Here is a 23674-nt window from a genome sequence, read left to right on the forward strand (position 1 = left end):
AGGCACGTGGTTGCAAGCACGCGACCTGCGCGACCGACCCGCCGAGTCCAGAACGACGCATTCGCCCATGGCCGCGGCCGGTCAAGGACGGGGCGCGACACAGCACGACCTAGCCGAACCACTGGACTGGCGTCGACATCCCGCCGGACACATCAGTGCGCGGACGAGCCGCTTCCTGCACGGCGGCGAGCCGCCAAGCCACATCGACCACTTTATGAAGGGCGTGCAGCCTGGCGACGATCTCAAGCAGCTCCACGCGGTGCTGCTCGGAGCTGGCGGTTTCGCGGACACTCGGTCGATCCTGTTCGGCCTTCGGTGGAATCTCGACCGGCTGGAGGCGGCGGCCGCCGAACTCCGCCGTGCTCTCGAGCCGCTGGGGGAGTGTTTGCTCAAACTCCCTGACGGGATCTATGAGCTTCGCGGCTACCGCGACCGCGATGTCAACATGGCACTGCGGTGCGTCGCATCGCGGGCGGCGATCAGCGACGGCCTGCCGCCAAATGCCGCAGTCGTGCTGTACCGGATCCTGACGGCGGAGGACTGCAGGCTGGATGCGACCGAGCTTCAAACGCCTGACGAACTCGACGGCATCTGGCACCTCACAGCGCTCGATGCGATCTACATCAACGACATCGGCTCAATCGAGCTGACGTACAACGCCAAGGTGTCGCTGACCGGCGGACCGACGCGTTCAGAACTTCTACGGGGACGCTGGGTACTTCTGGGGCGAGCTTCCGGCTCCAGAGGCGTAGCCGGGCGGCGCGACCGTTTCACGGGGCTGTCGCACGCCGTTTCATCTCCGTGTCGGATCGTTGCCTGGGGCGTGTCGCCTGACAGGTACAGCGCCAGGCCGGTGCTCCACGTGAATGCCCTCTAATCAGGGTTACGTAAACCTGCAACGCAGAGCGACATGCAGCAGTCAGTTGCCGTGTCGGGAAGCACGCCTGGTGTGACGCGCAGGCCCGGCCGGCCTAGTGCGCAGGTGACGTTGGACTGGCGCGCGCACGATGGCATCTGTTGAGCAGGCGCCGTGTCGCCGCGACGTTGGTCGTCACGACAGTCGTCGCGGACGAACGCGGCCGTCTCGACGACCTCTGCGGTTCGTTAGTGAGTCGCGCCCGACAGGATGGTCCTTCTCGCGCCCGACCGTGCCGCACCTCTCGGTGGTGCGGGCATTGTCGTCGAGCCACGGCCTCTCTCGGCGGAAGTACTGTCCTACAGGACAGTACTTCCGCTATCGTCAGTGCGGTATTTCCGAGAGAACTCACGAGGAGCACATGAACGTTCAGCGCGACTTCGACGGCCGGCGAGTCCTGGTCACCGGTGGGACGAAGGGCACGGGCGCGGCGACCGCCGCCCGGCTGCGGACAGCGGGCGCGACCGTGGTCACGACCGCGAGGTCACTCCCGGCGAATCACCCCGACCCCGCCAACTTCATCGCCGCCGATACCGCGACGGTCACTGGGACCCAGACCGTCATCGATCAACTCCAGGGAGGCGCGGCAGTGGACGCCATCGTCCACATGGTCGGAGGGTCCAACGCGCCGGCAGGTGGTTCCGCGGCCCTGACCGATGTCGACTGGGAGGCCGAGCTGCAGCTCAACTTCCTCGGCGCCGTGCGTCTGGACCGCGGGCTCGTGCCGGCCATGATCGACCGGGGTCGAGGCGCGATCGTCCACGTGTCGTCGATCCAGCGGCGCATGCCTCTCCCGTCCTGGCCGGCCTACGCTGCCGCCAAGGCCGCGCTCACCACCTACAGCAAGGGACTCGCAAACGAGCTCGCGCCCAGGGGCATCCGTGTCAACAGCATCGCGCCCGGCGGGATCCAGACCGACGGCATGACCGCGTTGGCGGAGCAGATCGCTGCTGCGCAGGACATCACGCCCGACGCCGCCCTGTCCCAGCTCATGGACTCGCTCGGCGGGGTGCCGCTGGGCCGCTTTGCCCGGCCGGCGGAGGTCGCCGAGCTCGTGGCGTTCCTCATCTCCGACCGTGCCTCCAGCGTGGTGGGCGCGGAGTACGCCATCGACGGAGGCACCGTAGCCGCCATCTGATGGGCACCCCGCGGCGGCTGCGTCGGGGGGACATCACCAGCAGAACGCAAGGGTTCCGAAGGAGGAACATGACGTATTCAACACGCGACCGGCTGGACAACCGCCGGGCGTTGGTCACGGGCGGCTCCAAGGGGACGGGCAAGGCCGTCGTCGAACGCCTGAGGGAGCTTGGCGCCGACGTGTATGCGACGGCGAGATCGATGCCCGAGGGGTACGCGTTCCCGGATCGCTTCATCGAGGCGGACACGACGACGGCCGAGGGTTCAGACGTCGTTGCCCGCCGCCTGATCGAGGCCGGTGGCGTGGACATCCTCGTGCATGTCGTCGGCGGGTCGTCAACGCCCACCGGCGGGTTCGCGGTCATCACCGATGAGCAGTGGATGATCGAGCTGCAGCTCAACTTCCTGGGTGCCGTGCGACTGGATCGGGCGCTCGTGCCGTCCCTGCTTCGGGCGGGGTCAGGCGCGGTGGTCCACGTCACGTCCATCCAGAACCAGATGCCCCTGTTCGACGCTTCGCTGGCCTACGCCTCGGCGAAGGCAGCGCTGCGGACCTACAGCAAGGCGCTTGCCAACGAGCTGGCGCCACGGGGCGTGCGGGTGAACGCGATCAGCCCCGGTGGGATCGAGACCGAGGCCTACGAGGAGTTCGTCGATCGGATCGCCGAAGGCAACGGCCTGAGTCGAGACGCCGCCAAGCAGCTGATCTTCGACTCTCTCGGCGGCGTGCCGCTGGGCCGCTTCGCGCGCCCGGAGGAGATCGCCGACCTGGTCGGGTTCGTGGTGTCCGACCGCGCCTTGTCGATTGTCGGCGCCGAGTACGTGATCGACGGCGGAACGGTGCCCGCCGTCTGAACGACCGACCCGCAAGATCGCGACGACAAGCGGCCGTCGCGGATGGTTGACGGCGGCCGCCTCGGCGTCGGTTACGAGTTCTCGGGACGGAGGCCTCGCTCACGCATGCGCTGACTGGAGCGGATCGCGTCGTCCACGAAGCGTTCCGCCAACGCGGTGAACCGGCGAATGTCTGACGCGGACCAGCCGTCGAGCACCTCGGCGATCATCCGGTCTCCGAGCTCGTACACACCACGCGCGGCCTCCTCCCCCGCCGCGGTGAGGGAGATCAATGTCGCGCGTCCATCCGACGGATCCGCCGTCCGCTGCACCAGGCCATCCTGCTCGAGGCGGCGCACGATCTTGCTGACGTGCGAGGCGCCAGTGCCCAGTGCCTCGGCGAGAGCGCTAGGCCGCATCGCCCCCCACGCCAGCAGATGCCTCAGGGTCTGATGCGACGGCTGGTCCAGCGTCTCTCCGCTCCTGGCGAGGATCTCGCTCTGTATGGACGGCGACTCCCACAGAAGGATCAGCGCGCTCAGATTGGCCAGGAGCGCTGATCGGTAGGGGAAATCACTCGCTGCGAGCGGGCGCGTGCCATTAGAGGCGTCGTCTCCGGGCATGGCGATAACCCTAGATCCTGGCCCGCTACCCCAAGGCATTTACTGTCCTCTAGGACAGTACATTGATACAATGCTGGAAATGCAGATCGCAGCGGGGATCGCCCGGCGGTCGCCGGCGGCCCGGCGTTCGTGGACGACCTGCACGCCAAGATGGCGACCGACCGAAAGAGGATCACCATGGCTGCTGTCAGCCTTCCGCAGGCCGTCGAGAAGCTCGTCACGGCAATCAACGCCAACGACTCGAAAGCGCTGTTGGCGGTCTTCGCCCCCGACGCCACCGTGGCCGACGACGGCAAGACCTGGACCGGTGAGACCCAGATCCGCGAGTGGATCGGGCCGCACCTGATCGAGCCCAAGCTCATCGTCACGCCGACCTCCTATGACGGGAATCGCCTCGTCGCATCCATCAACGGGGAGTTCCCCGGCGGCCCCCAGACGTTCGCCTTCGACTTCACGCTGCAGGACGACGCAATCGCCCACGTATCCATCGAGCCCGCCTGACCACCACCCGACGCTCCCGCTCGCCTTGGCCGCAGCACGACCGCGGCGGCCACGAGCGAGAGCACAGCGAAAGGCATCGCCGTGAATCCGACAACGCCAGAGCGGATCCTTGAGATCGTTGAGTCAGTACCGATCGGACGCGTGACGACCTACGGCTCGATCGCCGATCAGGTCGACGGGTCCAGCGCACGCAGCGTCGGTCACGCGCTCAGAACGCACGGCCACGACGCACCGTGGTGGCGTGTGGTGAACGCCAGCGGCCGCCCCGCGCCTGGCGCCGAACCAGCGGCCCGCCAGCGCTTCGCAGAAGAGAACACGCCGCTGGTCGAGCATGCTGACGGCACCTACTCGGTCGATCTAGAGGTTGCGGCATGGCACGCCGCCGACAGACGCTCCAACCGCTGACGACAGGTCCTCGGCGCGTACCGCCAACAATCGGGTAGGCCGACGGCCTCGAAGACCGCCTCAGGCTCTCCCGCAATGACACGTACAGCGCCAGGCGGGACAGGGATCTGCAGTCCAAGGCGACTGTCGCAATCCAGTCCAGAGTTGCCGTCGCACGCGGTCCAACGTCACCGACGCGTCACACACGCCGATGCGATCGGATACGCAAGTGGTGCGACCTGCCGCGAAGCACGGCGTGCGAGTGGTTCAGCGGTTCGTTGCGACGCGCGGTTGAGCTGGACGGACCGAAGGTCAGTCGGGCTCGACGAGCGCGGTGAAACGGCTTCACCGTCGCTCGCGGCCTGCACGACGAACATGTGGTCGTACGTGTTCTTGAAGTAGCGCGCCTCGTTGGCCCGCAGCCCCGCGAGCAGGTCGGCGACCGGCGACCGGCGAGGTTTCCAGGAGGGCCATCACGAGCGGCGACGCCGTGGCGCATATTGATGCGCCGCAAGTTGATGCGTATGATGCGGACGTGCGCACCACCGTGGATCTCGACCCAGATGTCGACGCTCGGCTTCGGGCCATCGCGCGCGAGCGCGGTGTGCCGCTGCGTGTCGTGATCAACGAGGCGCTGCGCAACGGCGTCTCGCGTCGCCGGGCGGCGGATGCGCCGTACGCGCTGCCCTCGCGACGCTTGGGAGTGCGTCCCGGGTTCGATCTCCGCAAGGCGCTTGCGCTGGCAGGCGAACTCGAAGACGACGAGATCGCGCGCAAGCTCGACCTGCGCAAGTGAAGCTCCCGGACGTCAACGTCCTGCTCTATGCGATCGACGAGTCCTCACCCCACTTCGATCGGGCGCACCCATGGGTTCAGGACATGTTCGGCGGCACGGAGACGGTCGCTCTCTCCTGGGTCGTGGCGCTGGCGTTCGTCCGCCTGACGACGAAGCCACAGCTGATGACCTCCCCGTTGAGCGTGGACGACGCACTGGACATCGTCGACGGCTGGTTGGCCAGGCCGAACGTCGTCGTGGTACATCCGACCGAGCGGCACGCGGCCGTGCTGCGTGAGCTGCTCGCGCCCCTGGGCGCCGGTGGCAACCTCGTGACCGACGCGCACCTCGCCGCGCTGGCGATCGAGCACGGCGCCGAGTTGATCTCCTGCGACGCCGACTTCTCGCGCTTCGCCGGGCTGCGCTGGCGGGACCCACTGCGCTGAGCGCGGCGGTGCTCGGTTCCGCCGCGCTGAGCACGACGCCCGGGTTCACGACCCTGTTCAGAGCAAGCGACGGGTGCCGCGCGTCTTGCCTGTGGTCGGCATCCCGCAGGCGACGCTCTGGCCAGCGAGCTCGTCAGCGACGCCGCCCGTAGGGACCGTTCAGGCGAAGAGCGGCGGGTTGCCCCTGGTGCGGTGCCTTGGAGGTTGCCGCCGCGTTCGACCACGACGAGACCTAGCGAAGGTCCGAGCGGGACGGCCGGCGGTGGCGCGAAACCGTGTTCGCAGTACATAACTGTGGGTCCGCGACTGCTCCCATATCGGTACCATCGTGGGATGAGCAAGCAGATCGCCGTGCGACTGCCCGAGGACCTCGTCCGCTTCGTCGATGACGTCGTTGAGGCCGGTGACGCGCCGAGTCGGGCCGCGGTCGTGACGACAGCGTTGCGGCGGGAGCGTCGAAGGGTTGCCGCCGCCCGTGACGCCGAGGTGCTGGCGGCTTCGGGGCCCGATCCAGATCTGGTGGGCCTGGCCGAGTTCGCCGCCGGCGTTGCCTCGACCAAGTGATGCGTCCGATCCATCTGGCTCATCTCGACAAGACCAGGCCCGTCCTGATCCTCACCCGCGAGCTTGTTCGCCCGCATCTCACCACGGTGACGATCGCGCCGATCACCACGATGGTGCGAGGTCTCTCGACCGAGGTCCCGTGTGGACCGACCAATGGGCTCGAGCGCTCGGGCGCCATCGCCTGCGATCACATCACCACGATCCCCTCGACCAGCCTCGGTCGGCAGATCGGGCAACTGCTCGACGCGCAGGAGCCTGCGCTCACCGAGGCGATCCACGCCGCGTTCGACCTCGACGAGTGAACCGGCGGCGGATCCGGACTACGGGTTCGCCATGACTCGAGCGTCGGCGCGGCTCGTCCCGGCCAGTGCGGCCCACACGCCGAGGCCGACGTACAGGACGCCGGTGAGGCGCTGCTGACGCGGCAGCCGGCCCGGCTTGCGCACGAGCCACGCGCGTAACTGGCCCGATCCGACGGCGTAGACGCAGTCCGACGCGAAGCCGACCGTCACGAACACCGCCCCGAGGACCAGGACCTGGACGGCGGCCGAGCCGGCGTCGTGGTGGATGAACTGCGGGAACAGCGCGAGGAAGAACAGCGCCGCCTTGGGGTTGCCGAGCTCGACGAGCACGCCCTGGCGATAGGAGCGCCAACCGGACGCCGGCCGCGCCGCAGCGGTGGGCGCCTGCGCCCGGTCCGCCGAGCGCCAGGCGGCGATGCCCAACCAGCACAGGTAGGCCGCGCCCGCGTAGTGCAGCGCGGCGAACAGGATCTGCGAAGACGCGATCAGCGCCGACAGCCCGGCGGCGGTGGCGGCGACGTAGACCATGGCGCCGCTCGCTGTGCCGCCGGCACCGGCGACCGCCGCGCGCGTGCCGCTCTGCAGCCCGCGGCCCAGGACGTAGAGGTTCGTCGGCCCGGGGATCGCGACGAACCCGGCGGCGACCAGCGTGAAGATCAGCAGCGTCCCGGTGTCGGGCATGGGCCGGAGATCCTACGCGTGGGTGCCTCCACCCCGCGAACCCCGCTACCCCTCGTCAGGTCTGGTCGCCGTCCGCCTGCCGGGATGGACCGCGCCGCATTCGTAGGCGAGGATCACGGCGTGGATCCGGTCGCGGGCGCCGAGCTTCGTCAGCACGTTGCGGACGTGGCTCTTGACGGTCGTCTCCTCGACCGTCAGCGCGGCGGCGATCTCGCGGTTGGAGTGCCCTTGGGCGATGAGCAGGAACACCTCGAGCTCGCGCGGCGTGAGGTCGGCAAGGCGAGGATCCGGGGACGAGCTCAGGATGGGCTGCTCGACCACCCGCTCGATCACGCGCCGGGTCACCGCGGGTGAGAGCAGCGCGTCGCCGACGGCCACGACATGGATCGCGCGCAGCAGATCCTCCGGGGTGCTGCGCTTGAGCAGGAAGCCGCTGGCGCCGGCGCGCAGCGCGCCGACGACGTACTCGTCCTCGTCGAAGGTCGTGAGGATGAGCACGCGCGCGTTGGGCAGCCGTGCGATCAGCTCGCGAGTCGCGGTGATGCCATCCATCTCTGGCATTCGGACGTCCATCAGCACGACGTCGGGGCGGTGGTGCGGCGCGCGGCGCAGCGCGACGTCGCCGTCCTCTGCCTCGCCGACCACGTCGAGCGTCGGGTCGCTGGAGAGGATCAGGCGCAGGCCGCGGCGGACGATGTCGTCGTCGTCCACGAGCATCACGCGGGTCACGCCGGTCGCTTCGGTCACGGCGCGTCTGGGCCTTGGGGCAGCGTCGCGCGGACCTCGAAGCGGTCACCGACGCGGCGGGCGTCCAGCGTGCCGCCGAGCAGCGCGGCGCGCTCCCGCATCCCGGTCAGGCCGTGGCCGCCCGTGGTGAGCTCCGGACGGCCGTCGGCGACGGGGTTGGCCACGGCGAGCGTCAGCACGCCGTCCCGGCTGTCGAGCGTCAGCTCGGCCGCGCCGGTTCCATGGCGCGCGGCGTTGGTCATCGCCTCCTGTGCGATGCGATAGGCGGCGCGGTCGATCGGTGGCGGCAGTCGCAGATCAGGGCTCGTGCGGTCGTCCAGCGTGAAGTCCAGGCCGGCGGCCTGGTGGCGCTGGACGAGCGCGGCGATGCGGTCCATCCCCGGCAACGGCTCCAGGTCGGCCGGCGCGCCATCGCGCAGTCCGCCCAGGATCGCGTCGATGTCCTGCATGCTCTCGCGCGCGATCGCCTCGATGGTGGCGATCGCCTCGCGGCTGCGCTCCGGCTGACTGTCCTGGACGAGCCGCGCCGCGCCGGCCTGGATGAGGATCGAGTTGATCGCGTGTCCGGCCGAGTCGTGCAACTCGCGAGCGATGCGCGTCCGCTCCTCGGCGACCGCGATGCGCTGCTCGCGCGCGGTGCGCTCCCGCTCCTGCGCGGCCCGCTGCCGGGCCAGGCGGCGGCGGTCGCCGACGATCCAGCCGCCCGCCCACAGCAGCGCGGTGATCGCGCAGTCGCCCGGCTCGGGTTCCATGCGCGCCCAGGCCACGGCGACGAACGCCGCGAAGGCGGCGACGCAGACGAGCAGGATCAGGAACGCGTCCGGTCTGCGGTCGCGCTGGGCGAGCGTGGCCAGGACGAGCGCCGGCGCGGGCACGGTCAGCACCGCGTAGTCGAGCGCGACGAGCGCCACGGCGGCCGCGAGAGCCGCCACCAGCGCCGCTCGCGGCGCCCGATGACGCGCCAGCAGCGGGAGCGCGGAGAGCAGGCAGAGGGCAACGCCGACCACGTCAGCTCCCCGCGCCTGGCCGGCCTTCCCGCCGAACGCCTGGCTGGCCAGCTGCGCGACCGAGAATCCGAACACCGCGGCGGCGAGCGCAACGTCGAGCGCGACTTGGCGCGAGCTCAGCGCGGACCTGATCGTCGACACGAGGCGGAGCCTAATCGCGTGCCCGGTGCCCGGACACCTCCCACGGGAGGAGGTGGCTCCTCCCGCGGGAGGAGACCGAGGATCCGCCAAGCGGACGTTTCGCGCGGACCGCGGCGGATCTAGCGTCGCCGGCCATGGGAACGACACTGATCTCCGCCCAGCCGGTCGACCGCACCGGGCGCTGGCTGGCCAGCCTCACCGGCTGGGTGCTCGGCCACAAGCGCCTGGTCGCGGTCGGCTGGCTCGTGCTCACCTTGGTCGGGTTCTACGGCTCGGCGAAGGTCACCGACGCGCTCAACGAGAACTTCACGATGCCCGACAGCGCGAGCACCATCACGAACGAGCGGATCGTCAGTCGCTTCGACACGGGTGGAGCAACCCCGCCGCTCGTGGCCGTCGTCACGCTCCCACCCGGAACGACGGCCAGTGCTCCGGCGGTCCGCGCCGACCTGCGGGCGCTCGAGCAGGACCTCGCGCGCGCCGTTCCCGGCGCCCGCATCGCATCCTTCGGCTCCACACCCGAGCCGGCCTACGTCTCCGACGACGGCCGCACCACGTTCGCGATCGTGCATCCGCCGTCGGCCGTGGTCGAGGACGCCGGGCCGAGCGGGAACGAGATCAGCGACGCGACGCTGGCCCGGGCCGAGCAAGCCGTGGCCGGCGCGCGCGTGGGCGGCGCCCAGGTCCGGCTCACGGGTGCCGCGCTGCTGGCCCGTGAGGCGCCAGGTGACAGCGGCGGCCCCAGTTTCCTGAACGAGACGCTGATCGCCGGCGTCGGGGCACTGATCGTGCTCGTGTTCGTCTTCGCGTCCGCGCTCGCCCTCGTACCGCTGCTGATGGCGATCGTCGCGATCCCGGTCACGCTGCTGGCCGTCTGGGGGCTCACCGCGCTGACCGAGGTCAACCTGGTCGTCGTCTTCCTCGTCTCGCTGATCGGCCTCGGCATCGCGATCGACTACGCGCTGCTGATCGTCATGCGCTGGCGGGAGGAGCGAGCGCGCGGTGAGAGCAACGAGCAGGCGATCGTGCACGCGGCCACAAGCGCCGGGCGCGCCGTGCTGTTCAGCGGCACGACGGTCGCGATCGGACTGCTCTCGGCGCTCGTGCTGCCGGTGCCGTTCCTGCGCTCGATGGGCTACGGCGGCCTGCTCATCCCGCTCGTGTCCGTCGCCGTCGCGCTGACGCTGCTGCCCGTCGTGCTCGCGACGGTCGGGCCGGTCGCCGACCGCCGCCGGCTGCGACGCACCAACCGCGCCGAGCAGCACTGGGCCGCCTGGGCGCGCCTGGTCATCCGCCACCGCGTCGCCGCCGCGCTCGCCGGCACGGCCGTGCTCGTCGCGCTGTGCATCGTCGCGTCGGGCATGCTGCTCGGCACCCCGGAAGCACGATCACTCGGCGGCACCGGCGCGCCGAGCACCGCGCTCGGGCAGTTGGATCGCTCCGGCATCGGCGCCGCGCCGCTCGCGCCCATCGAAGTCCTGACCTCGGCCGCCGGCGTGGACGACACCGCCGCCCGTCTGGCGACGGTCGACGGCGTCCGCGCCGCCAGCGCACCGAGCGGCGCGTGGCGAGCTGATGGTGACGCGGTCGTCGAGGTCCTCCCCCGCGCCGACACCAACTCGCGGGCTGGACGCGCGGCGGTCGACGCCGTGCGCGATGCCGCCGCCGGGCTGCCCGCGACGACGGTCGGCGGAGGCACCGCGGAGACGATGGACTTCATCGACGGCGTCTACGGATCCTTCCCGCTGATGCTCGCGCTGATCTGCGTCGTCACGTTCGTCCTGCTGGCGCGCGCGTTCCGCTCGCTCGTGCTGCCCGCGAAGGCGATCGCGATGAACCTGCTGTCGGTGTTTGCCACCTGGGGCGTGATGACGCTCGTCTGGCAACACGGGGTCGGCACCGAGCTGCTGTTCGGCCACGGCCCCACCGGCGCGGTGCTGTCGTGGGCCCCGGTGATCGTGTTCGCGTTCATCTACGGGCTCTCGATGGACTACGAGGTGTTCATCATCGCCAGGATGCGCGAGGAGTACGACCGCACCGGCTCCACCGACGAGGCGGTCGTGCGCGGGATCGCCGGCACCGGGCGGCTCGTGACCAGCGCGGCGCTGATCGTCTTCCTGGCCTTTGCGTCGATGGCCACCGCCGGGGACACGGACCTGCAGGTGCTCGCCACCGGACTCGCGGCGGGCGTCCTCATCGACGCGCTCATCGTGCGCTCGCTGCTCGTGCCCGCCACCGTCTCGTGGCTCGGACGCTGGAACTGGTGGATGCCCGAGGGCGCCCGGCGGCTGCTGCGCCTGCCGCGCTGAGCGTGTGCCCATCGCTCCAACCGGGAACCATCCCTCGGTGATCGCGGCCAACGTCACCGAGAACCACCGACGCAACCGGCTCCGTCAGATGTCGCGTCGATTCGCTGTCATGGGCGCCGTTACCTGCGCGTTCCTGCTCGGCTTGGGCGTCAGTGCGCACGCCAAGGTGCGCATCCTGGAGCCCGGACCGTTTCACAGCGTCGCCGCGCAGAAGAAGGCGTTCGCCACGGCCGTCAGCTACTGGAACGTCACTCCCTGCTCGGGAGACGTGAAGATCGTCTGGGAGGCGCCAAAGAGCGGAGACGGCGCGTACAGCACCTGGCAGGGTTCACGCGCATCGAAGTTCAGGAAGTGCAAGATCCGCCTGAACCCCGGCGCGACCTACTTGCAGGACTATCCGATGTTCTGCGCCTTGTTGGTGCACGAGGTTGGCCACCTCAACGGCCACCACCACAGCAAGGATCCCGCGAACATCATGTATCCGACCGTGACGTACATTCCCAGCGGATGCACACGCTGAAGCTCATGTGGTGCGGCGCACGGTGACCGCGTGGCGGGCCGGCGCAGCGGCGGCCGCGGCCTGCTGCGCGCTCGTGCTGGTGACCGCGCCCGAGAGCTCCGCGAAGCCCGCGGCGCCCCGGACCTACCACGTCGACTGCGCGCACGGCCGCGACAGCAGCGCCGGCACGTCCTCCTCCAGCGCGTGGCGGACGCTCGACCGTGCCGGTCAGACCACGCTGCGGGCCGGTGACGCTCTCCTGTTGCGACGCGGGACCCGCTGCGGCGGCGTGTTCACGGCGAATGGCTCGGGCACGGTCCGCCGGCCGATCGTGCTCGGTGCCTACGGTCGCGGCGCCCGCCCGATCGTGGACGGCGGCGGTGCGCGTGCGGCGATCGTGCTCCACGACGTCCAGGGCTGGACCGTGCGCGGGCTGTCCATCCGCAACCCGGGGCCGACCACGGACGTCGGGGTGCTGCGCTCGGGGATCCAGATCGACAACGAGCACCTCCCCGTGGCGGCGGGGTTCACGATCGTCGACAACCTCATCACCGATGTCGACACGGCCCGAACCTCCCCCGAGGGGGTGAACGCGCTCAACTACTCGAAGGTGGCCGGCGGCATCCAGTTCAACGCCGCCGCGCCCCAGGGCTTCACCGACGTGCGCATCGAGCGCAACACGCTGCGAGACGTCGGGCGCGAGGGCATCATGGTCCGGGGCGGCACACCGACGCAACGGCTGGTGATCCGCGCCAACACGCTGCAGCAGATCGTCGGCGACGGCATCGTGGTCGTGCGCGGGAGCGGCGCGCTCGTCGAGCGCAACGTGGTCGACGGGTTCAACCTCCACGGCCTCGTGTCCAACGCGGGCATCTGGTCCTACGAGTCGACCGACGTCACGTTCCAGTTCAACGACGTCTCGCACGGCGCGAACGGCGACAAGGACGGGATGGCCTACGACATCGACGGCGGCAACCGGCGCATCACGTTCCAGTACAACCTCAGCCGGGAGAACGCCGGCGGGTTCATCATGTGGTGCGGCGACCCGGAGACGTCCGACGTCGTGGACAGCGTCGTCCGCTACAACATCAGCCAGAACGACGGGGACTCGTGGCACGGCGTCATCGGCTCCCCGTGCGGCCCCCAGCAGGGCATCAGCTTCTACAACAACACGATCTACACGCGCGACCCGGAGTCGAGCTTCCTCGATCGCAACGTCACCGGGTCGGTCGTGTCGTTCCGCAACAACCTGTTCGTCGGCCCAGGCACCGCCTCCCAGATCGAGGACGCCGTCGCGACGTTCGAGCACAACCTCTTCGCGAACGTCACGTGCAACATCGCCCACCCGGATCCGCACGCCGTCATCGCGGACCCCGGTCTCGCTGATCCCGGGCGGGCGCGCTCGCTGGCGACGGCGCAGGGCTACCGCCTGCGTCGCGGCTCGCCGGCGATCGGCGCCGGCACACCGATCGCCGGCGACGGCGGGCGAGACTTCTTCGGCAACCCGATTCCTGGGCAGCGGCCGAACATCGGCGCCGACCAGGGCCAGGGCGCCGCGCCGGCGGCCCGCGGCGAGACGACGTCCGCCCCGGGTTGCGCAGCGCCGTAGCCGGTTGCGAACCGCGAGGCGCTTGCGTTCGTCCGAGCGGTCGGGGAGGCTGCACGCTCGCGGCTGTCGAGTGAAGGGCACGGATGCGTCGGATCGTCGTCGGATTGGCCAGCGCGGTGGCGCTGTTGGTCGGAGCAGGAAGCGCGCAGGCGGACAGTGGGGCCTTCAACGACGTGGCCCCGTCGCCGTACCGGCTGACCTTCACCGTGCACGTCGACTGGACCTCGTGCATCACGTACAACACCGGCTTGCCCGTATGCGACTGGACCGCATCGGTACGCCGACAGGAGGCCGACACGATCTGCGCCGATCCCAAGGCGGGAACCCTGATGTGGGCGTCGGCCACGCAGAAGCAGGCGGGCCCCGCTGACTTCCCGGTCGCCCGGACCATCGGGCCCGAACACATGACCCTCTGCCTGTGGGTGGCCTCCAGCGCCGTTCCCAGCTACTACGTCGCGCTCGCGCGCGCCGATGTGGTCGTCCCCGACGCTCCGCCGCCCGGCCCTATCGACTGGACGCCGGTCACCGCGAAGGCGGCAGCGATCGACTTCATCGGAGGGCTCAGCGACGACACCGCCAGCATCAGCGCGAGCTGCACCGGTGGGCCGACCGCCACATGCACCACGTCGTGGATGACCCGGACCTGGCGCTGGCGCGGACAGCTGACGTTCGACGGCGAGAAAGCGTCCTTCGTCGGATCGATGGCCGCCAACGCCTGCCTGAAGCGACACCGCCGGACCTGCTGGCGCGCGACGCGTGCCGCCTGGGGCGAGGACAAGACGACCACGCAAGGGGCCGGCTGACATGCCCTGGATGCGGACGTTCATCCTCGGCCTGCTGACCGTGGGCGCGCTCCTGGGTGGTGCCGCCAGCGCCCAGGCGAGCTCGGCGACGCTGACCAACATCGTGGCCACCACCGACCAGTACACGTTCGACCTTCACGTTGACTGGTCGGAGTGCAAGACCTTCCGCTTCGGCGCGGCAATCTGCACCTGGGCCGCGTCGGTGCGCTTCCAGGAGCCGGACACCCCCTGCGTCGACCCGACCAACGGAACGGTGCTCTGGAGCTCCGGGCTCAAGACCGCCGCTGGTGTCATCGATCGGTCGGTGACCGCGCCGATACTGCCGGGACTGCAGCTCACCCTCTGCCTGTGGGTGTACTCCCAGTCAACCGGCGAGTGGACCGCGGCGGCTCGGGCCGACGTGACGGGTGCCCTCCCGCCCCCGCCTCCCCCACAGCCCTGGACCGCTTACGACGCGAAGTCGGACGCCTTGTTCTCCATCCAGCAGTTCAGCGCCGACGCGGAGCTGTTGACCGCGACGTGCAAGGCCGGCCTGCCCGCCGTCTGTGCGGTGAGCTGGAGCGACAAGGTGAGCCGATGGCGCGGGCAGATCACGCCGACCGACCAGGCGACGACGTTCACGGGCGAGCAGGCGTTGATCGCCTGCCTCAGGCGCCATCGGACGAACTGCTGGCGCCCGGCCGGGTTCGCCTGGGATCCGTCGAAGGATCCGTCGGTCACGCCAGCGCGCTAGCGGTGGCAAGCGCCGCGGCGCGTGAGGGCCGTGTGTGCGGCGTGTGTCGGTCCTGTGAGGGGCCGGGCCGATGCTTCGAGCATGGACACGACCGCCACCGCCCTGACCCCCGCTTTCCCACGCACCTACACGTCGCTGCGCGCGGCGTGGATCCCGCTGGCCGCGCTCTGCCTGGCCTTCTTCGTCGAGATGGTCGACAACACGCTGCTGTCGATCGCCCTGCCCACGATCGGGCGTGATCTTGGGAGCGGCACCACCGGGCTGCAGTGGGTCACCGGCGCCTACTCGCTGACGTTCGGTGGTCTGCTGCTGACGTCCGGTGCGATAGCCGACCGCCTCGGGCGCAGGCGCGTCCTGCTGGTCGGGCTCGCGGTCTTCGGCTCGTTGAGCCTGCTGGTCGTCTTCGTCACCTCCGCGGGTGAGCTGATCGCCTTGCGCGCGGCGCTCGGCGTCGCGGCTGCGGCCATGGCGCCGATCACGAACTCCCTGGTCTTCCGGCTGTTCGACGACAAGGACCTGCGGATGCGCGCGATCACCGTGATGATCGTCGTCGGCATGTCCGGGTTCGTGCTCGGCCCGCTGCTCGGCGGCACCGCGCTGGCTCACGTCAGCTGGGAGTGGCTGCTGGTCGTCAACGCGCCGATCGCGCTGATCGCCTGCATCGGCGTCCGGCTGGGTGTCGCCCCCGACCGCCCCGAGGACCTGACCCGCGACAAGCTCGATCTGCCGGGCGCGATGCTGAGCGTCACCGCCATCGGCCTGGCCTGCTACTCGCTGACCAGCGGTGTCGAGCACGGTTGGCTGTCGGCGATCACGGTCGCGGCGGTCCTCGGCGCCGTCGGCGCGGTGGTGGCGTTCATCTGGCACGAGCGCCGCAGCGCGTCCCCCATGCTCGACCTCAGCCTGTTCTCGACGGGCCCTGTCCGGGGCGCCGCCATCGCGCAGGTCGGGACCTCGATCGCCATGGCCAGCGTGATGTTCGGGCTGATCCTGCACTTCCAGTACGCCTACGGCTGGAGCCCGGTGAAGGCCGGGCTGGCGAACCTGCCGATCATCGTGACGATGCTCGCCGCCACCCCGGTCTCCGAAGCGCTCGCGCGGCGCTGGGGCCATCGCATCGCCTGCCTGGTCGGCGCCGCCCTCCTGGCCTCGTCCCTGGCCGGGCTGTCATGGGCCGTCGACCACGGCTACCTGGCGATCGCCGTCTGCATGGTGGTCATGACGACCGGTCTGCGCACCGTCATGACGATCTGCGCGGTGGCGCTCATCGACGCGATGCCCAGCAACCGCACGTCGATCGGCGCCGCGCTCAACGACACCGCGCAGGAGGTCGGCACCAGCGTCGGCACCGCCGTGATCGGCACCCTGATCGCCGTCCTGGTCACCACCACGCTGCCGGCCGGCACCTGGAGCCCCGACCTCGTCGCGTCGTTCTTCCACGGCGAGCGGATCACCTACGCCGCGCTGGCCGCGATCGTCGCCGTGATCGCCGGCGCCGGCGCGTTCATGCTGACCGACTCCCGCGCCACGGAGGAGCAGCAACCGGCCTGAGACCGAGGTCAGCGCCACCAGAATCGGACGGACCCGCATGCGGTCCTCGTCGATCGGGCATCGGGCGGCCGCCTCGTTCGCGAGCGTCGACCTAGCGATTCGCGTAGCCAGGGATCCCGGCGATGAGCTTCTGCATCTCGGCTTCGTCCGAGACGCCCTGGAAGTCCGACCGCGGCGTGTAGGGCCCCTCGAGCCGCTCGACCTCCTCGGACGTCAAGTCGATGTCCAACGAGGCGACGGCATCGTCGATCTGCGTGGCCGTGTTGGCCCCGACGAGCGGCGCGTTCACCACCGGCTTGCTGTGCAGCCAGGCCAGCGCGATCTGTGCGCGAGACACCCCGCGAGCGTTGGCGATCTCCCCCACGGCGTTGACGATCGCGCGATTGCTGTCGGCCGTCAGCGGGCTGTACAGGAGGTCGGCGTACCAGCCGTCGCTCTCGGACCGCGTGGTCGCGGTGGCCTCGTCCCAGGGTCGGGCCAGGCGCCCGCGGGCCAGCGGGCTCCACACCACCGTGCCGACGCCTTCGTCGCGGCACAGCGGGATCATCTCGCGCTCCTCCTCGCGGGCCAGCAGGTTGTAGTGATCCTGCATCGAGACGAACCGGGCCCAGCCGTTCTCGCGCTGCAGGTGGAGGGCCTTGGCGAACTCCCAGGCGTGCATCGAAGAGGCGCCGAGGTAGCGGACCTTGCCCGCCTTGACGAGGTCATGGAGGGCTTCGAGGGTCTCCTCCAACGGGGTCGACTGATCGTTGCGGTGCACCTGGTAGAGGTCGATGTAGTCGGTACCCAGGCGCCGCAGGCTGTGGTCGACCTCGCTCATGATCGCCTTGCGCGACAGCCCCTTGCCGTTGGGTCCGGGCCGCATCGGGTTGCGCACCTTGGTCGCGATCACCACGTCGTCGCGGTTGGCGAAGTCCTTGAGCGCGCGGCCGAGGATCTCCTCGCTGGAGCCGTACGAGTAGAGGTTGGCCGTATCGAAGAAGTTGATCCCGGCGTCGAGGGCGTGCTTGATGAGCGGCCGGCTGGTCTCCTCGTCCAACGACCAGTCGGGATGGCCTCGGGCGGGGTCGCCGTAGGTCATCGCGCCGATGGCGATGGGCGAGATGTCCAGGCCGGTGCTGCCGAGCTTGATGTAGCGCATGATGCTCCCGTAGACTGAAGTGGAGAGGTCTCCGTTACAGCTTAGCGGAGAGCTCTCCGGATAGACGAAACGCCGAACCAGGAGTCAGCAGATGGTCCGCTCGGACGCGCGCGAGAACCGCGCGCGCATCCTCGAGGTCGCGCGCCAAGCGTTCGAGGACGAGGGCGAGGTGTCGCTCAACCAGATCGCCCACCGGGCCAACGTCGGACCGGGCACGCTGTATCGCCACTTCCCCACGCGCGAGGCGCTCGTCCTCGCGGTCTACCAGTTCGAGGTCACCCAGCTCGCCGAGTCCGCACCCGATCTGCTGGCCACCGACCCGCCCCTGGAGGGACTGCGGCGCTGGACGCGCGAGCTGGTCAAGTCGATGCGCATGAAGCACGGGTTGGGTGATGCGCTGAGCCCAGGCGCGAGCCAGGCCGTCGCGGAGCAGAGCTACGAACCGGTGATCGGGGCGATCACGCAGTTCCTCGACGCGGGCAAGCGCGACGGGAGCATCCGCGTGGACGCGGACGCCGCCGACTTCCTGCTGTTGACGGGCTCGCTCTGGCGCGCGCCGGAGCAGGACGGCCGCGCCGAACGCATGCTCGGGCTGATCCTCGACGGACTTCGCCCACAGCACTAGCGCCGTGGCACGATACGGCCGTGCACACGCCGACCGATCGCGATGCCGTCATCGCCGCGGCCCCGTGGGTGGCGCTGCTCGGGCTCGGGCTCGTGGCCGTCGTCGTGGCGATCGACCACCTGCTCAGCGCCGGCTACTGCTCGTCGACCGGTTACACGAGCGTGGGTCCGGCGCCCGAGTGTCCCGGTGGTGCCGGGTGGTGGGTCGCCCTGCTCGTGGCCGGGTTCGCGATGGCGATCTGCTCCGGCCTGTCGGACCGCAACCCGGTCCAGGGCTGGCAGTTCTTCCTGGCGTTCTTCGCCGCGATTGGCGTCGGCGCGCTCCTGTCCGGTGCCGACACCACCTTCCGGCTGGTCGTCGGGGGCGGCTTCCTCCTGTTCGGCGCGGCGCTGGGGTTGCTGCTCTGGCGGGTCCAGGTCAGCGAGCGGTAGCGATCGTGGCCAGGACCACGGAACGCCAGGTCCGTCTACCGTGGGTGCCATGCGAGTCGTGTTCGTGCACGGGGCCTGCGTCAAGGACGGATCGTGGTGGTGGCACCCGACCGCTGAGCTGCTGGCCGAGCGGGGCGTCACCAGCGCGGCGCCCGCCCTGCCCAGCTGTGGCGAGACGGGCCAGTCCCCCAGCGCGCAAGGACCGGGGCTGGCCGAAGACGTCGCCGCGGTGCGCCGCGTCCTGACCGCCGGCGACGAGCCGACGGTGGTCGTCGCCCACAGCTACGGCGGCATCGTCACCGCCGAGGCCGCGGCCGGCGTCGACAGCGTGCGTCATCTGCTGCTGGTGTCCAGCTATCTGCCCGCGGTCGGGGAGAGCCTGTCCTCGTTCGGCGGCGAGGAGCCCGCCCCGTTCCTGGAGATCGATCCCGACCGCGGCACGTTCACGGTCCGCGCCGAGGCCCTGGCCGAGACGTTCCTGCAGGACTGTGCGCCGCACATCCAACGCGCGGCCGTCGAGCGAACCGCGCATCAGAGCCTGGCCGTCCTCCAAGCGCCGGTGCGGTCGGCGGCCTGGCCGGACGTGCCCTCGACCTACCTGGTCTGCGCGCAGGACCGCGGCACCCCGGCCGCACGTCAACGCGCGTTCGCCACGCGCGCCACGACCGTCGTCGAGCTCGAGGCCGGCCACCACCCGTTCTTGTCCCAGCCGGCTGCGGTCCGCGATCTGATCCTCGACCTCACGCCGTCCGCAACGCGACCGTAGGCGGCATCCGCGACGCGCGCACGGCGGGCAGCAGCCCGGCGAACGCGCCGATCAGCAGGGCCGAGGCGATGCCGCCCGTCCACGCCTCGATGGGGATCACGACGGCCCAGCCCTTGGCGCTGGCGTAGATGGCCGTGGCCGCGATGCCGGCCAGCACGCCGAGCACCCCACCGATGAGCGCGAGCAGGATCGACTCGACCAGGAACTGCGTGCGGATCTGGGCCTTCGTCGCCCCCAGCGCCCGGCGCAGGCCGATCTCCGAGCGGCGCTCCAGCACCGAGATGATCATGATGTTCGCGACGCCGACGGCGCCGACGATCAGCGCCACCACCCCGAGCCCGAGGAACAGGCTGTCGAACGCTCCCGCCGCCGCGGCCCGGGCGGTCAGCACGTCCGACGGCTGACTGACGTTGACCTCGTTGGGGGCCTGCGGGTTGGCGGTACGAGCGAGCACGGACTGCACCGCCGCCTCGTGACCGGTGGCCGCCCGCACGTAGATCGAGCTCGGCGGCCCGAGCCGCTGTCGGCCGCCGACCACGCTGACGTAGCCCAGGAACCGCCGGGCCGCCGGGTAGCCGACCAGGGCGCTGCTGTCGATGTCGGGGGCCAGCGGTGAGGCATGCAGGATGCCGGCGACGTTGAACGACTGACCGCCCAGCCAGATCCGCTGGTCGGCGTGGATCCGATCGATCCCCAGGCGCTCGGCGGCCACGGAGCCCAGCACCGCGACCGGCACACGCGCGGTGGCGTCGTTGAGCCAGCGGCCGCGGGCCACCCCGGTGCCGAGCACCGACAGGAGGTCGAGGCTGGCCGCCCGCACCTGCAGCCCACCGCTGTTGGCCGTGGGGATCCTCGCGTTGCGGTAGACCTTCGCATCGGGCAGGAAGGCGGTGTCGGCCACCCGTTCGACGTTGCCCAGGAGGGTGATCCGTGCCGGGCCTTCGCGGGGCAGGATCGCCGGCCCACCGGTCAGGCTCTCCCCCGCCTCGATCGTCAGCAGGTTCGTGCCCAGCCGGTCGATCTGGGCCAGCAGCCCGGCCTGAGAGGAGGCCGACAGCCCGAGGACCGCGACGATCGCCGCCGTGCCGATGGCGATCCCCAGCGCCGACAGCGCCGCCCGCAGCGGCCGTGCGCGCAGCCCGACGCTGGCCACCCGCAGTGCGTCCTGCGGCCGCAGGCGTCCCGCGTCGGCCCTCATGCCCGCGCGGCGGTGTCGGAGACGACCTGGCCGTCGAGCACACGGATCTGACGCGGGAGCTGGCCGGCGAGGTCGCCATCGTGCGTGATCATCAGGATCGTCGCGCCGGCCGCGTTGAGCTCGCGGATGAGCGCCATGATCGCCGCGCCGTTGGCGCTGTCCAGGTTGCCGGTCGGCTCGTCGGCCAGCACGATCGCCGGGCGCCCGACCAGGGCCCGGGCGATCGCCACCCGCTGCCGCTCGCCGCCCGACAGCTTGGTCGGCTTGAACGTCGCCCGGTGCGACAGGCCCACGCGGTCGAGCGCCTCGGCGGCCCGGTCGCGGCGCTCGGCGACGGGTGCGCCGGCGTACAGCAGCCCGTCGGCGACGTTCTCGCGGACCGTGGCGTGCTCGGCCAGGAAGAACTGCTGGAAGACGAAGCCGATCTCCCGGGCCCGCAGGCGGGAGAGCTCGTGGTCGCCCAAACGGGCGGCGTCCACCCCGCCGATGCGGACCACGCCGCTGCTGGGCCGCTCGAGCGTTCCCATGACATGCAGCAGCGTGGTCTTGCCCGATCCCGACGGGCCGACGATGCCCACCAGCTCGCCGCGCCGGACGGAGAACGAGACACCCCGCAGCGCGGCCACCGGCGGCGAAGCGCCGTAGACCTTGGTCACCGCATCGAGCTCCAACACGGCCTCGGCGCTCATGGCGACGGCACGACGACGTCGTCGCCCGCGCGCAGCTCGCCGTCGACCTGGACGCGGCCGTCGGCCGAGTCGAACAGGCCCAGCTGCACCGCGACCAGCTCGCGCCGCCCATCGGCGCGCACGACCTCGACGGCGAACCCGTCGCCCGACGTGCCGACCAGCGCGGTCACCGGGACGCTGAGCGCATCCGCCACGCCCGTCGTGGTGATGTCCACCTGCACCGGAGCCTGGTCGAGCCCGCGCGCCCGGCCCGGATCGTCCAGGCGGACGGAGACGGGGATCGTCACGCCGGCCGGGCCGCCGTCCTGACCGGCCGGCGCCCGCACGACGGCGCCGATGCGGTCGACGCGTCCGGCCACGGTCGTGTTGTCGGGCAGGGTGACCTGCGCCCGATCGCCCCGCTTCAGCGCGTCCTGCTGGGAGGGATCGAGGTTCAGCTGCACCTCGGGCGTCTCGGACGTCGCCGACAGAACCGGCGTGCCGGGCCGCGCGGGCCCGCCGGGCTGGACGTCGACCTTGGCGATGCGCACCGCCTCGGGCAGGATGACCGCGTCGGCGAGGGCCAGCGATCCCGTCACGCGCGCCCCGACCTGGCGCTGGCGGGCCTCCAGCGCCGCCGTCGTCGCGGCGGTGAACACGTCGCCGGCCACGTGCAACGCGCGATTGAGCGCGCGCACGTCCGGCCCCGTGTCGCCGGTGTGCAGGCCGCGGTAGGCCGGGACCGGCCCGCAGAGCAGCAGCACCGGCCGCTGGTCGACCCGGTAGAGCACGCCGCCGCAACCGACCGCGCCACCGTTCTCCGTCAGCGCCGTGTACACGCCGGCGGCCTGGTTGATCACGGCGTACGGCGAGCCGTCCGGACGGGCGCGGAAGGTCAGCACCCCGGACTGCGACACCCGGTCAGACAGCGCTCCCCGCTCCACCTTGGCCGTGTTGACCGGTGCGCTGGCAGCGGCCGGTCCCGCCTGCTCACCGCCCGAGCGGACGAGCACTGCGCCGGGGACGACCACGGCCAGCAGGGCGACCGCCCCGGCCACGATCCAGGTCGCACGCCGCACTACTGGCCAGTCGCGGCCTGATCCAGCGGATCGCGGCACTGGTCGATCGCGGCGTTCAGGATGGCCATCCCGCCGGGCTGGTTGCTGGACGGGATGCGGTAGGTGTTGATCAGCGGCTCCCCGTTGACGGGATCCGGGAAGTCCTTCACGCCGTGGTCGCGGATGCAGGCGGCGAACCGCAGACCGGCCGACTGCTGCTCGGGCGTGCGCTTCGCGCTCAGGCTGCCCGGGGGCTGCAGCGCCTTGCAGGCCTGAACCGTCTTCTGCCACACCTCGGCGCTCACGCTGATCCCGTACTGGAACTCGCCCTTCGCGTCGGGGTCCGGGAAGTCGCTCAGCCCGTTCTCCCGCATGCACTCGGCGAACTTGATCCCCTGGTCGCGGTCGCTGCCGGCGCTGCTCGTCGCGGCGGCCGTATCGGCGGGATCGGGCGGCGCATCCGAACCGCAGCCCGCGCCGGTCAGGCCGATCGCGGCGGTCACGGTCAGGGCGACCAGCGGGCGCAGTCGTCGGTTCATGCCTGCGTCCTTGGATCGTGGGTGGGGTCGGCGTACAGCGCCGGGCAGCCGTGTGCGGGAGCGTCGGGGCGCAGCTCGTAGTGCCACGACTCGTTGGCGTAGATCTGGCACAGGCCGTAGGCCGCGCCGCGCTCCGACAGCCAGCGCGCGGCGTCGCTGCCCAGGTCCACGGCGCCGCCCGACACGTGCTCGGACACGCCGGGGCGAGCGACCCACCGGGCCGCCTCGGCCGCGGAGCCGTACCGGGCGACCGCGTCTCGCAAGAGCTGCGCCTGGTAGGCGCGGGAGCGCCAGCCGCTGTCGACGACGAAGTCGACCCCGTCGCCCGCGGCGTCGGCCGCCGCGGCGCGCAGCGCGTCCAGCAGCGCCGGTTGGACCCTGGCCACGCCCGGCACCTGGTCGTCGAAGACCGTCGTCCCGTCGGGGATGGCGCCGTCGACCTCACCGAGCACGCCGCGCTGGCGGGGCAGCTCGCCGGGGTCGCCCCGCAGGACGCCCATCGGCGCCGCGGGGGTGGACATCGAGGTCGCCGTCGACGAGGACGAGCCCGGCAGACGGTCGCCCAGCACGACGGCGAAGGCGGCGAGCGCGATGAGCAGGACGGTGACGCGGATCCAGCGGATCTGCAGGCGGGCGGGTTGGCGGTAGGACACGCCGGTCAGTGAACGCCGCGGGGCGTTGCCAGG

General features: G+C 71.0%; 28 protein-coding genes and 1 pseudogene. 18 read left to right on the forward strand and 11 right to left on the reverse strand.

Translation table 11 applies throughout. The features are described 5' to 3' along the window. Window positions 1-67 precede the first annotated feature (67 nt). From ACZ5UI_RS07075 to ACZ5UI_RS07085, 3 genes are all read left to right on the forward strand, one after another. Window positions 68-877 (forward strand): hypothetical protein, encoded by an 810-nt coding sequence (locus ACZ5UI_RS07075; RefSeq protein WP_464195654.1) that lies wholly within the window; start codon window positions 68-70, stop codon window positions 875-877. 400 nt (window positions 878-1277) lie between these two features. Then, window positions 1278-2054 (forward strand): SDR family oxidoreductase, encoded by a 777-nt coding sequence (locus ACZ5UI_RS07080; protein ID WP_464195656.1) that lies wholly within the window; start codon window positions 1278-1280, stop codon window positions 2052-2054. A 68-nt stretch (window positions 2055-2122) separates the two neighbouring features. After that, on the forward strand, window positions 2123-2908 hold the full coding sequence (locus ACZ5UI_RS07085) for an SDR family oxidoreductase (RefSeq protein ID WP_464197774.1): 786 nt from the start codon (window positions 2123-2125) through the stop codon (window positions 2906-2908). 71 nt (window positions 2909-2979) lie between these two features. Here ACZ5UI_RS07085 and ACZ5UI_RS07090 read toward each other — a convergent pair whose 3' ends face one another. After that, window positions 2980-3510, reverse strand: a complete 531-nt coding sequence (locus ACZ5UI_RS07090) for a MarR family winged helix-turn-helix transcriptional regulator (RefSeq protein ID WP_464195658.1) — start codon at window positions 3508-3510, stop codon at window positions 2980-2982. Window positions 3511-3639: 129 nt separating this feature from the next. Between ACZ5UI_RS07090 and ACZ5UI_RS07095 the strand changes: the two genes are divergently transcribed. After that, on the forward strand, window positions 3640-4011 hold the full coding sequence (locus ACZ5UI_RS07095) for a nuclear transport factor 2 family protein (protein WP_464195660.1): 372 nt from the start codon (window positions 3640-3642) through the stop codon (window positions 4009-4011). Window positions 4012-4152: 141 nt separating this feature from the next. Then, complete coding sequence (locus ACZ5UI_RS07100) at window positions 4153-4416, forward strand: MGMT family protein (RefSeq protein WP_464195662.1); 264 nt, start codon at window positions 4153-4155, stop codon at window positions 4414-4416. A gap of 329 nt (window positions 4417-4745) precedes the next feature. On the opposite strand, the pseudogene ACZ5UI_RS07105 reads toward ACZ5UI_RS07100, so the two are convergent. Continuing rightward, a pseudogene (locus ACZ5UI_RS07105) lies at window positions 4746-4844 on the reverse strand (phage tail protein); the annotation flags it as partial. Window positions 4845-4930: 86 nt separating this feature from the next. Between ACZ5UI_RS07105 and ACZ5UI_RS07110 the strand changes: the two are divergent. The 4 genes from ACZ5UI_RS07110 to ACZ5UI_RS07125 all read left to right on the forward strand — a co-directional run bounded on the left by ACZ5UI_RS07110 (window position 4931) and on the right by ACZ5UI_RS07125 (window position 6482). Beyond that, the gene (locus ACZ5UI_RS07110; protein WP_464195664.1) at window positions 4931-5191 is read left to right on the forward strand and encodes an antitoxin; all 261 of its coding nucleotides are present in this window, start codon (window positions 4931-4933) and stop codon (window positions 5189-5191) included. Further along, a complete protein-coding gene (locus ACZ5UI_RS07115) occupies window positions 5188-5616 on the forward strand; it encodes a TA system VapC family ribonuclease toxin (protein ID WP_464195666.1) in 429 nt (142 codons plus the stop codon). Before ACZ5UI_RS07110 ends, ACZ5UI_RS07115 begins: the two co-directional genes overlap by 4 nt. Window positions 5617-5949: 333 nt before the next feature. After that, complete coding sequence (locus ACZ5UI_RS07120; RefSeq protein ID WP_464195668.1) at window positions 5950-6180, forward strand: ribbon-helix-helix domain-containing protein; 231 nt, start codon at window positions 5950-5952, stop codon at window positions 6178-6180. Then, complete coding sequence (locus ACZ5UI_RS07125) at window positions 6180-6482, forward strand: type II toxin-antitoxin system PemK/MazF family toxin (RefSeq protein ID WP_464195670.1); 303 nt, start codon at window positions 6180-6182, stop codon at window positions 6480-6482. Before ACZ5UI_RS07120 ends, ACZ5UI_RS07125 begins: the two co-directional genes overlap by 1 nt. An 18-nt stretch (window positions 6483-6500) precedes the next feature. Here ACZ5UI_RS07125 and ACZ5UI_RS07130 read toward each other — a convergent pair whose 3' ends face one another. Genes ACZ5UI_RS07130 through ACZ5UI_RS07140 form a run of 3 tightly spaced genes read right to left on the reverse strand, consistent with a single transcriptional unit; the run spans window position 6501 to window position 9058 of the window. Beyond that, entirely contained in the window at window positions 6501-7163 is a 663-nt protein-coding gene (locus ACZ5UI_RS07130) for a LysE family translocator (RefSeq protein WP_464195672.1), read from the reverse strand. A gap of 45 nt (window positions 7164-7208) precedes the next feature. Then, complete coding sequence (locus ACZ5UI_RS07135; RefSeq protein WP_464195674.1) at window positions 7209-7910, reverse strand: response regulator; 702 nt, start codon at window positions 7908-7910, stop codon at window positions 7209-7211. Then, entirely contained in the window at window positions 7907-9058 is a 1152-nt protein-coding gene (locus tag ACZ5UI_RS07140; protein ID WP_464195676.1) for a sensor histidine kinase, read from the reverse strand. Before ACZ5UI_RS07140 ends, ACZ5UI_RS07135 begins: the two co-directional genes overlap by 4 nt. A gap of 134 nt (window positions 9059-9192) precedes the next feature. Here ACZ5UI_RS07140 and ACZ5UI_RS07145 point away from each other — a divergent pair, with 134 nt between their 5' ends. From ACZ5UI_RS07145 to ACZ5UI_RS07170, 6 genes are all read left to right on the forward strand, one after another. Then, window positions 9193-11367 (forward strand): MMPL family transporter, encoded by a 2175-nt coding sequence (locus ACZ5UI_RS07145; protein WP_464195678.1) that lies wholly within the window; start codon window positions 9193-9195, stop codon window positions 11365-11367. A 37-nt stretch (window positions 11368-11404) separates the two neighbouring features. Further along, complete coding sequence (locus ACZ5UI_RS07150) at window positions 11405-11887, forward strand: matrixin family metalloprotease (protein ID WP_464195680.1); 483 nt, start codon at window positions 11405-11407, stop codon at window positions 11885-11887. A gap of 10 nt (window positions 11888-11897) precedes the next feature. After that, on the forward strand, window positions 11898-13475 hold the full coding sequence (locus ACZ5UI_RS07155; RefSeq protein ID WP_464195682.1) for a right-handed parallel beta-helix repeat-containing protein: 1578 nt from the start codon (window positions 11898-11900) through the stop codon (window positions 13473-13475). A gap of 83 nt (window positions 13476-13558) precedes the next feature. Further along, complete coding sequence (locus tag ACZ5UI_RS07160; RefSeq protein ID WP_464195684.1) at window positions 13559-14278, forward strand: hypothetical protein; 720 nt, start codon at window positions 13559-13561, stop codon at window positions 14276-14278. A 40-nt stretch (window positions 14279-14318) separates the two neighbouring features. Beyond that, complete coding sequence (locus tag ACZ5UI_RS07165) at window positions 14319-15011, forward strand: hypothetical protein (protein ID WP_464195686.1); 693 nt, start codon at window positions 14319-14321, stop codon at window positions 15009-15011. Window positions 15012-15092: 81 nt separating this feature from the next. Beyond that, window positions 15093-16562: an MFS transporter gene (locus tag ACZ5UI_RS07170; protein ID WP_464195688.1), complete on the forward strand. Its 1470-nt coding sequence runs from the start codon at window positions 15093-15095 to the stop codon at window positions 16560-16562. A gap of 91 nt (window positions 16563-16653) precedes the next feature. On the opposite strand, the gene ACZ5UI_RS07175 is transcribed toward ACZ5UI_RS07170, so the two are convergent. Next, window positions 16654-17703 carry an aldo/keto reductase gene (locus tag ACZ5UI_RS07175; RefSeq protein WP_464195690.1) on the reverse strand — a complete coding sequence of 350 codons (1050 nt, stop codon included), beginning with the start codon at window positions 17701-17703 and terminating at the stop codon, window positions 16654-16656. Between the two features lie 91 nt (window positions 17704-17794). Between ACZ5UI_RS07175 and ACZ5UI_RS07180 the strand changes: the two genes are divergently transcribed. From ACZ5UI_RS07180 to ACZ5UI_RS07190, 3 genes are read left to right on the forward strand one after another with little or no spacing between them, the layout of a single operon-like run. Continuing rightward, window positions 17795-18328, forward strand: a complete 534-nt coding sequence (locus tag ACZ5UI_RS07180) for a TetR/AcrR family transcriptional regulator (protein WP_464195692.1) — start codon at window positions 17795-17797, stop codon at window positions 18326-18328. Window positions 18329-18348: 20 nt separating this feature from the next. After that, window positions 18349-18759, forward strand: coding sequence for a hypothetical protein (locus ACZ5UI_RS07185; protein ID WP_464195694.1), 411 nt, complete (start codon window positions 18349-18351; stop codon window positions 18757-18759). Between the two features lie 49 nt (window positions 18760-18808). Then, on the forward strand, window positions 18809-19525 hold the full coding sequence (locus tag ACZ5UI_RS07190; RefSeq protein ID WP_464195696.1) for an alpha/beta fold hydrolase: 717 nt from the start codon (window positions 18809-18811) through the stop codon (window positions 19523-19525). Here the strand turns inward: ACZ5UI_RS07190 and ACZ5UI_RS07195 are convergent. The 5 genes from ACZ5UI_RS07195 to ACZ5UI_RS07215 are packed head-to-tail and all read right to left on the reverse strand — an operon-like array spanning window position 19500 to window position 23641. Further along, the gene (locus tag ACZ5UI_RS07195) at window positions 19500-20723 is read right to left on the reverse strand and encodes an ABC transporter permease (RefSeq protein WP_464195698.1); all 1224 of its coding nucleotides are present in this window, start codon (window positions 20721-20723) and stop codon (window positions 19500-19502) included. The genes ACZ5UI_RS07190 and ACZ5UI_RS07195 overlap by 26 nt on opposite strands. After that, window positions 20720-21412, reverse strand: coding sequence for an ABC transporter ATP-binding protein (locus ACZ5UI_RS07200; protein ID WP_464195700.1), 693 nt, complete (start codon window positions 21410-21412; stop codon window positions 20720-20722). Before ACZ5UI_RS07200 ends, ACZ5UI_RS07195 begins: the two co-directional genes overlap by 4 nt. Next, the gene (locus ACZ5UI_RS07205; RefSeq protein ID WP_464195702.1) at window positions 21409-22470 is read right to left on the reverse strand and encodes an efflux RND transporter periplasmic adaptor subunit; all 1062 of its coding nucleotides are present in this window, start codon (window positions 22468-22470) and stop codon (window positions 21409-21411) included. Before ACZ5UI_RS07205 ends, ACZ5UI_RS07200 begins: the two co-directional genes overlap by 4 nt. Then, on the reverse strand, window positions 22470-22988 hold the full coding sequence (locus ACZ5UI_RS07210; protein WP_464195704.1) for a hypothetical protein: 519 nt from the start codon (window positions 22986-22988) through the stop codon (window positions 22470-22472). Before ACZ5UI_RS07210 ends, ACZ5UI_RS07205 begins: the two co-directional genes overlap by 1 nt. Continuing rightward, a complete protein-coding gene (locus ACZ5UI_RS07215) occupies window positions 22985-23641 on the reverse strand; it encodes a D-alanyl-D-alanine carboxypeptidase family protein (protein ID WP_464195706.1) in 657 nt (218 codons plus the stop codon). Before ACZ5UI_RS07215 ends, ACZ5UI_RS07210 begins: the two co-directional genes overlap by 4 nt. Window positions 23642-23674 lie beyond the last annotated feature (33 nt).

It is taken from the genome of Conexibacter sp. JCM 18997 (assembly GCF_055391915.1).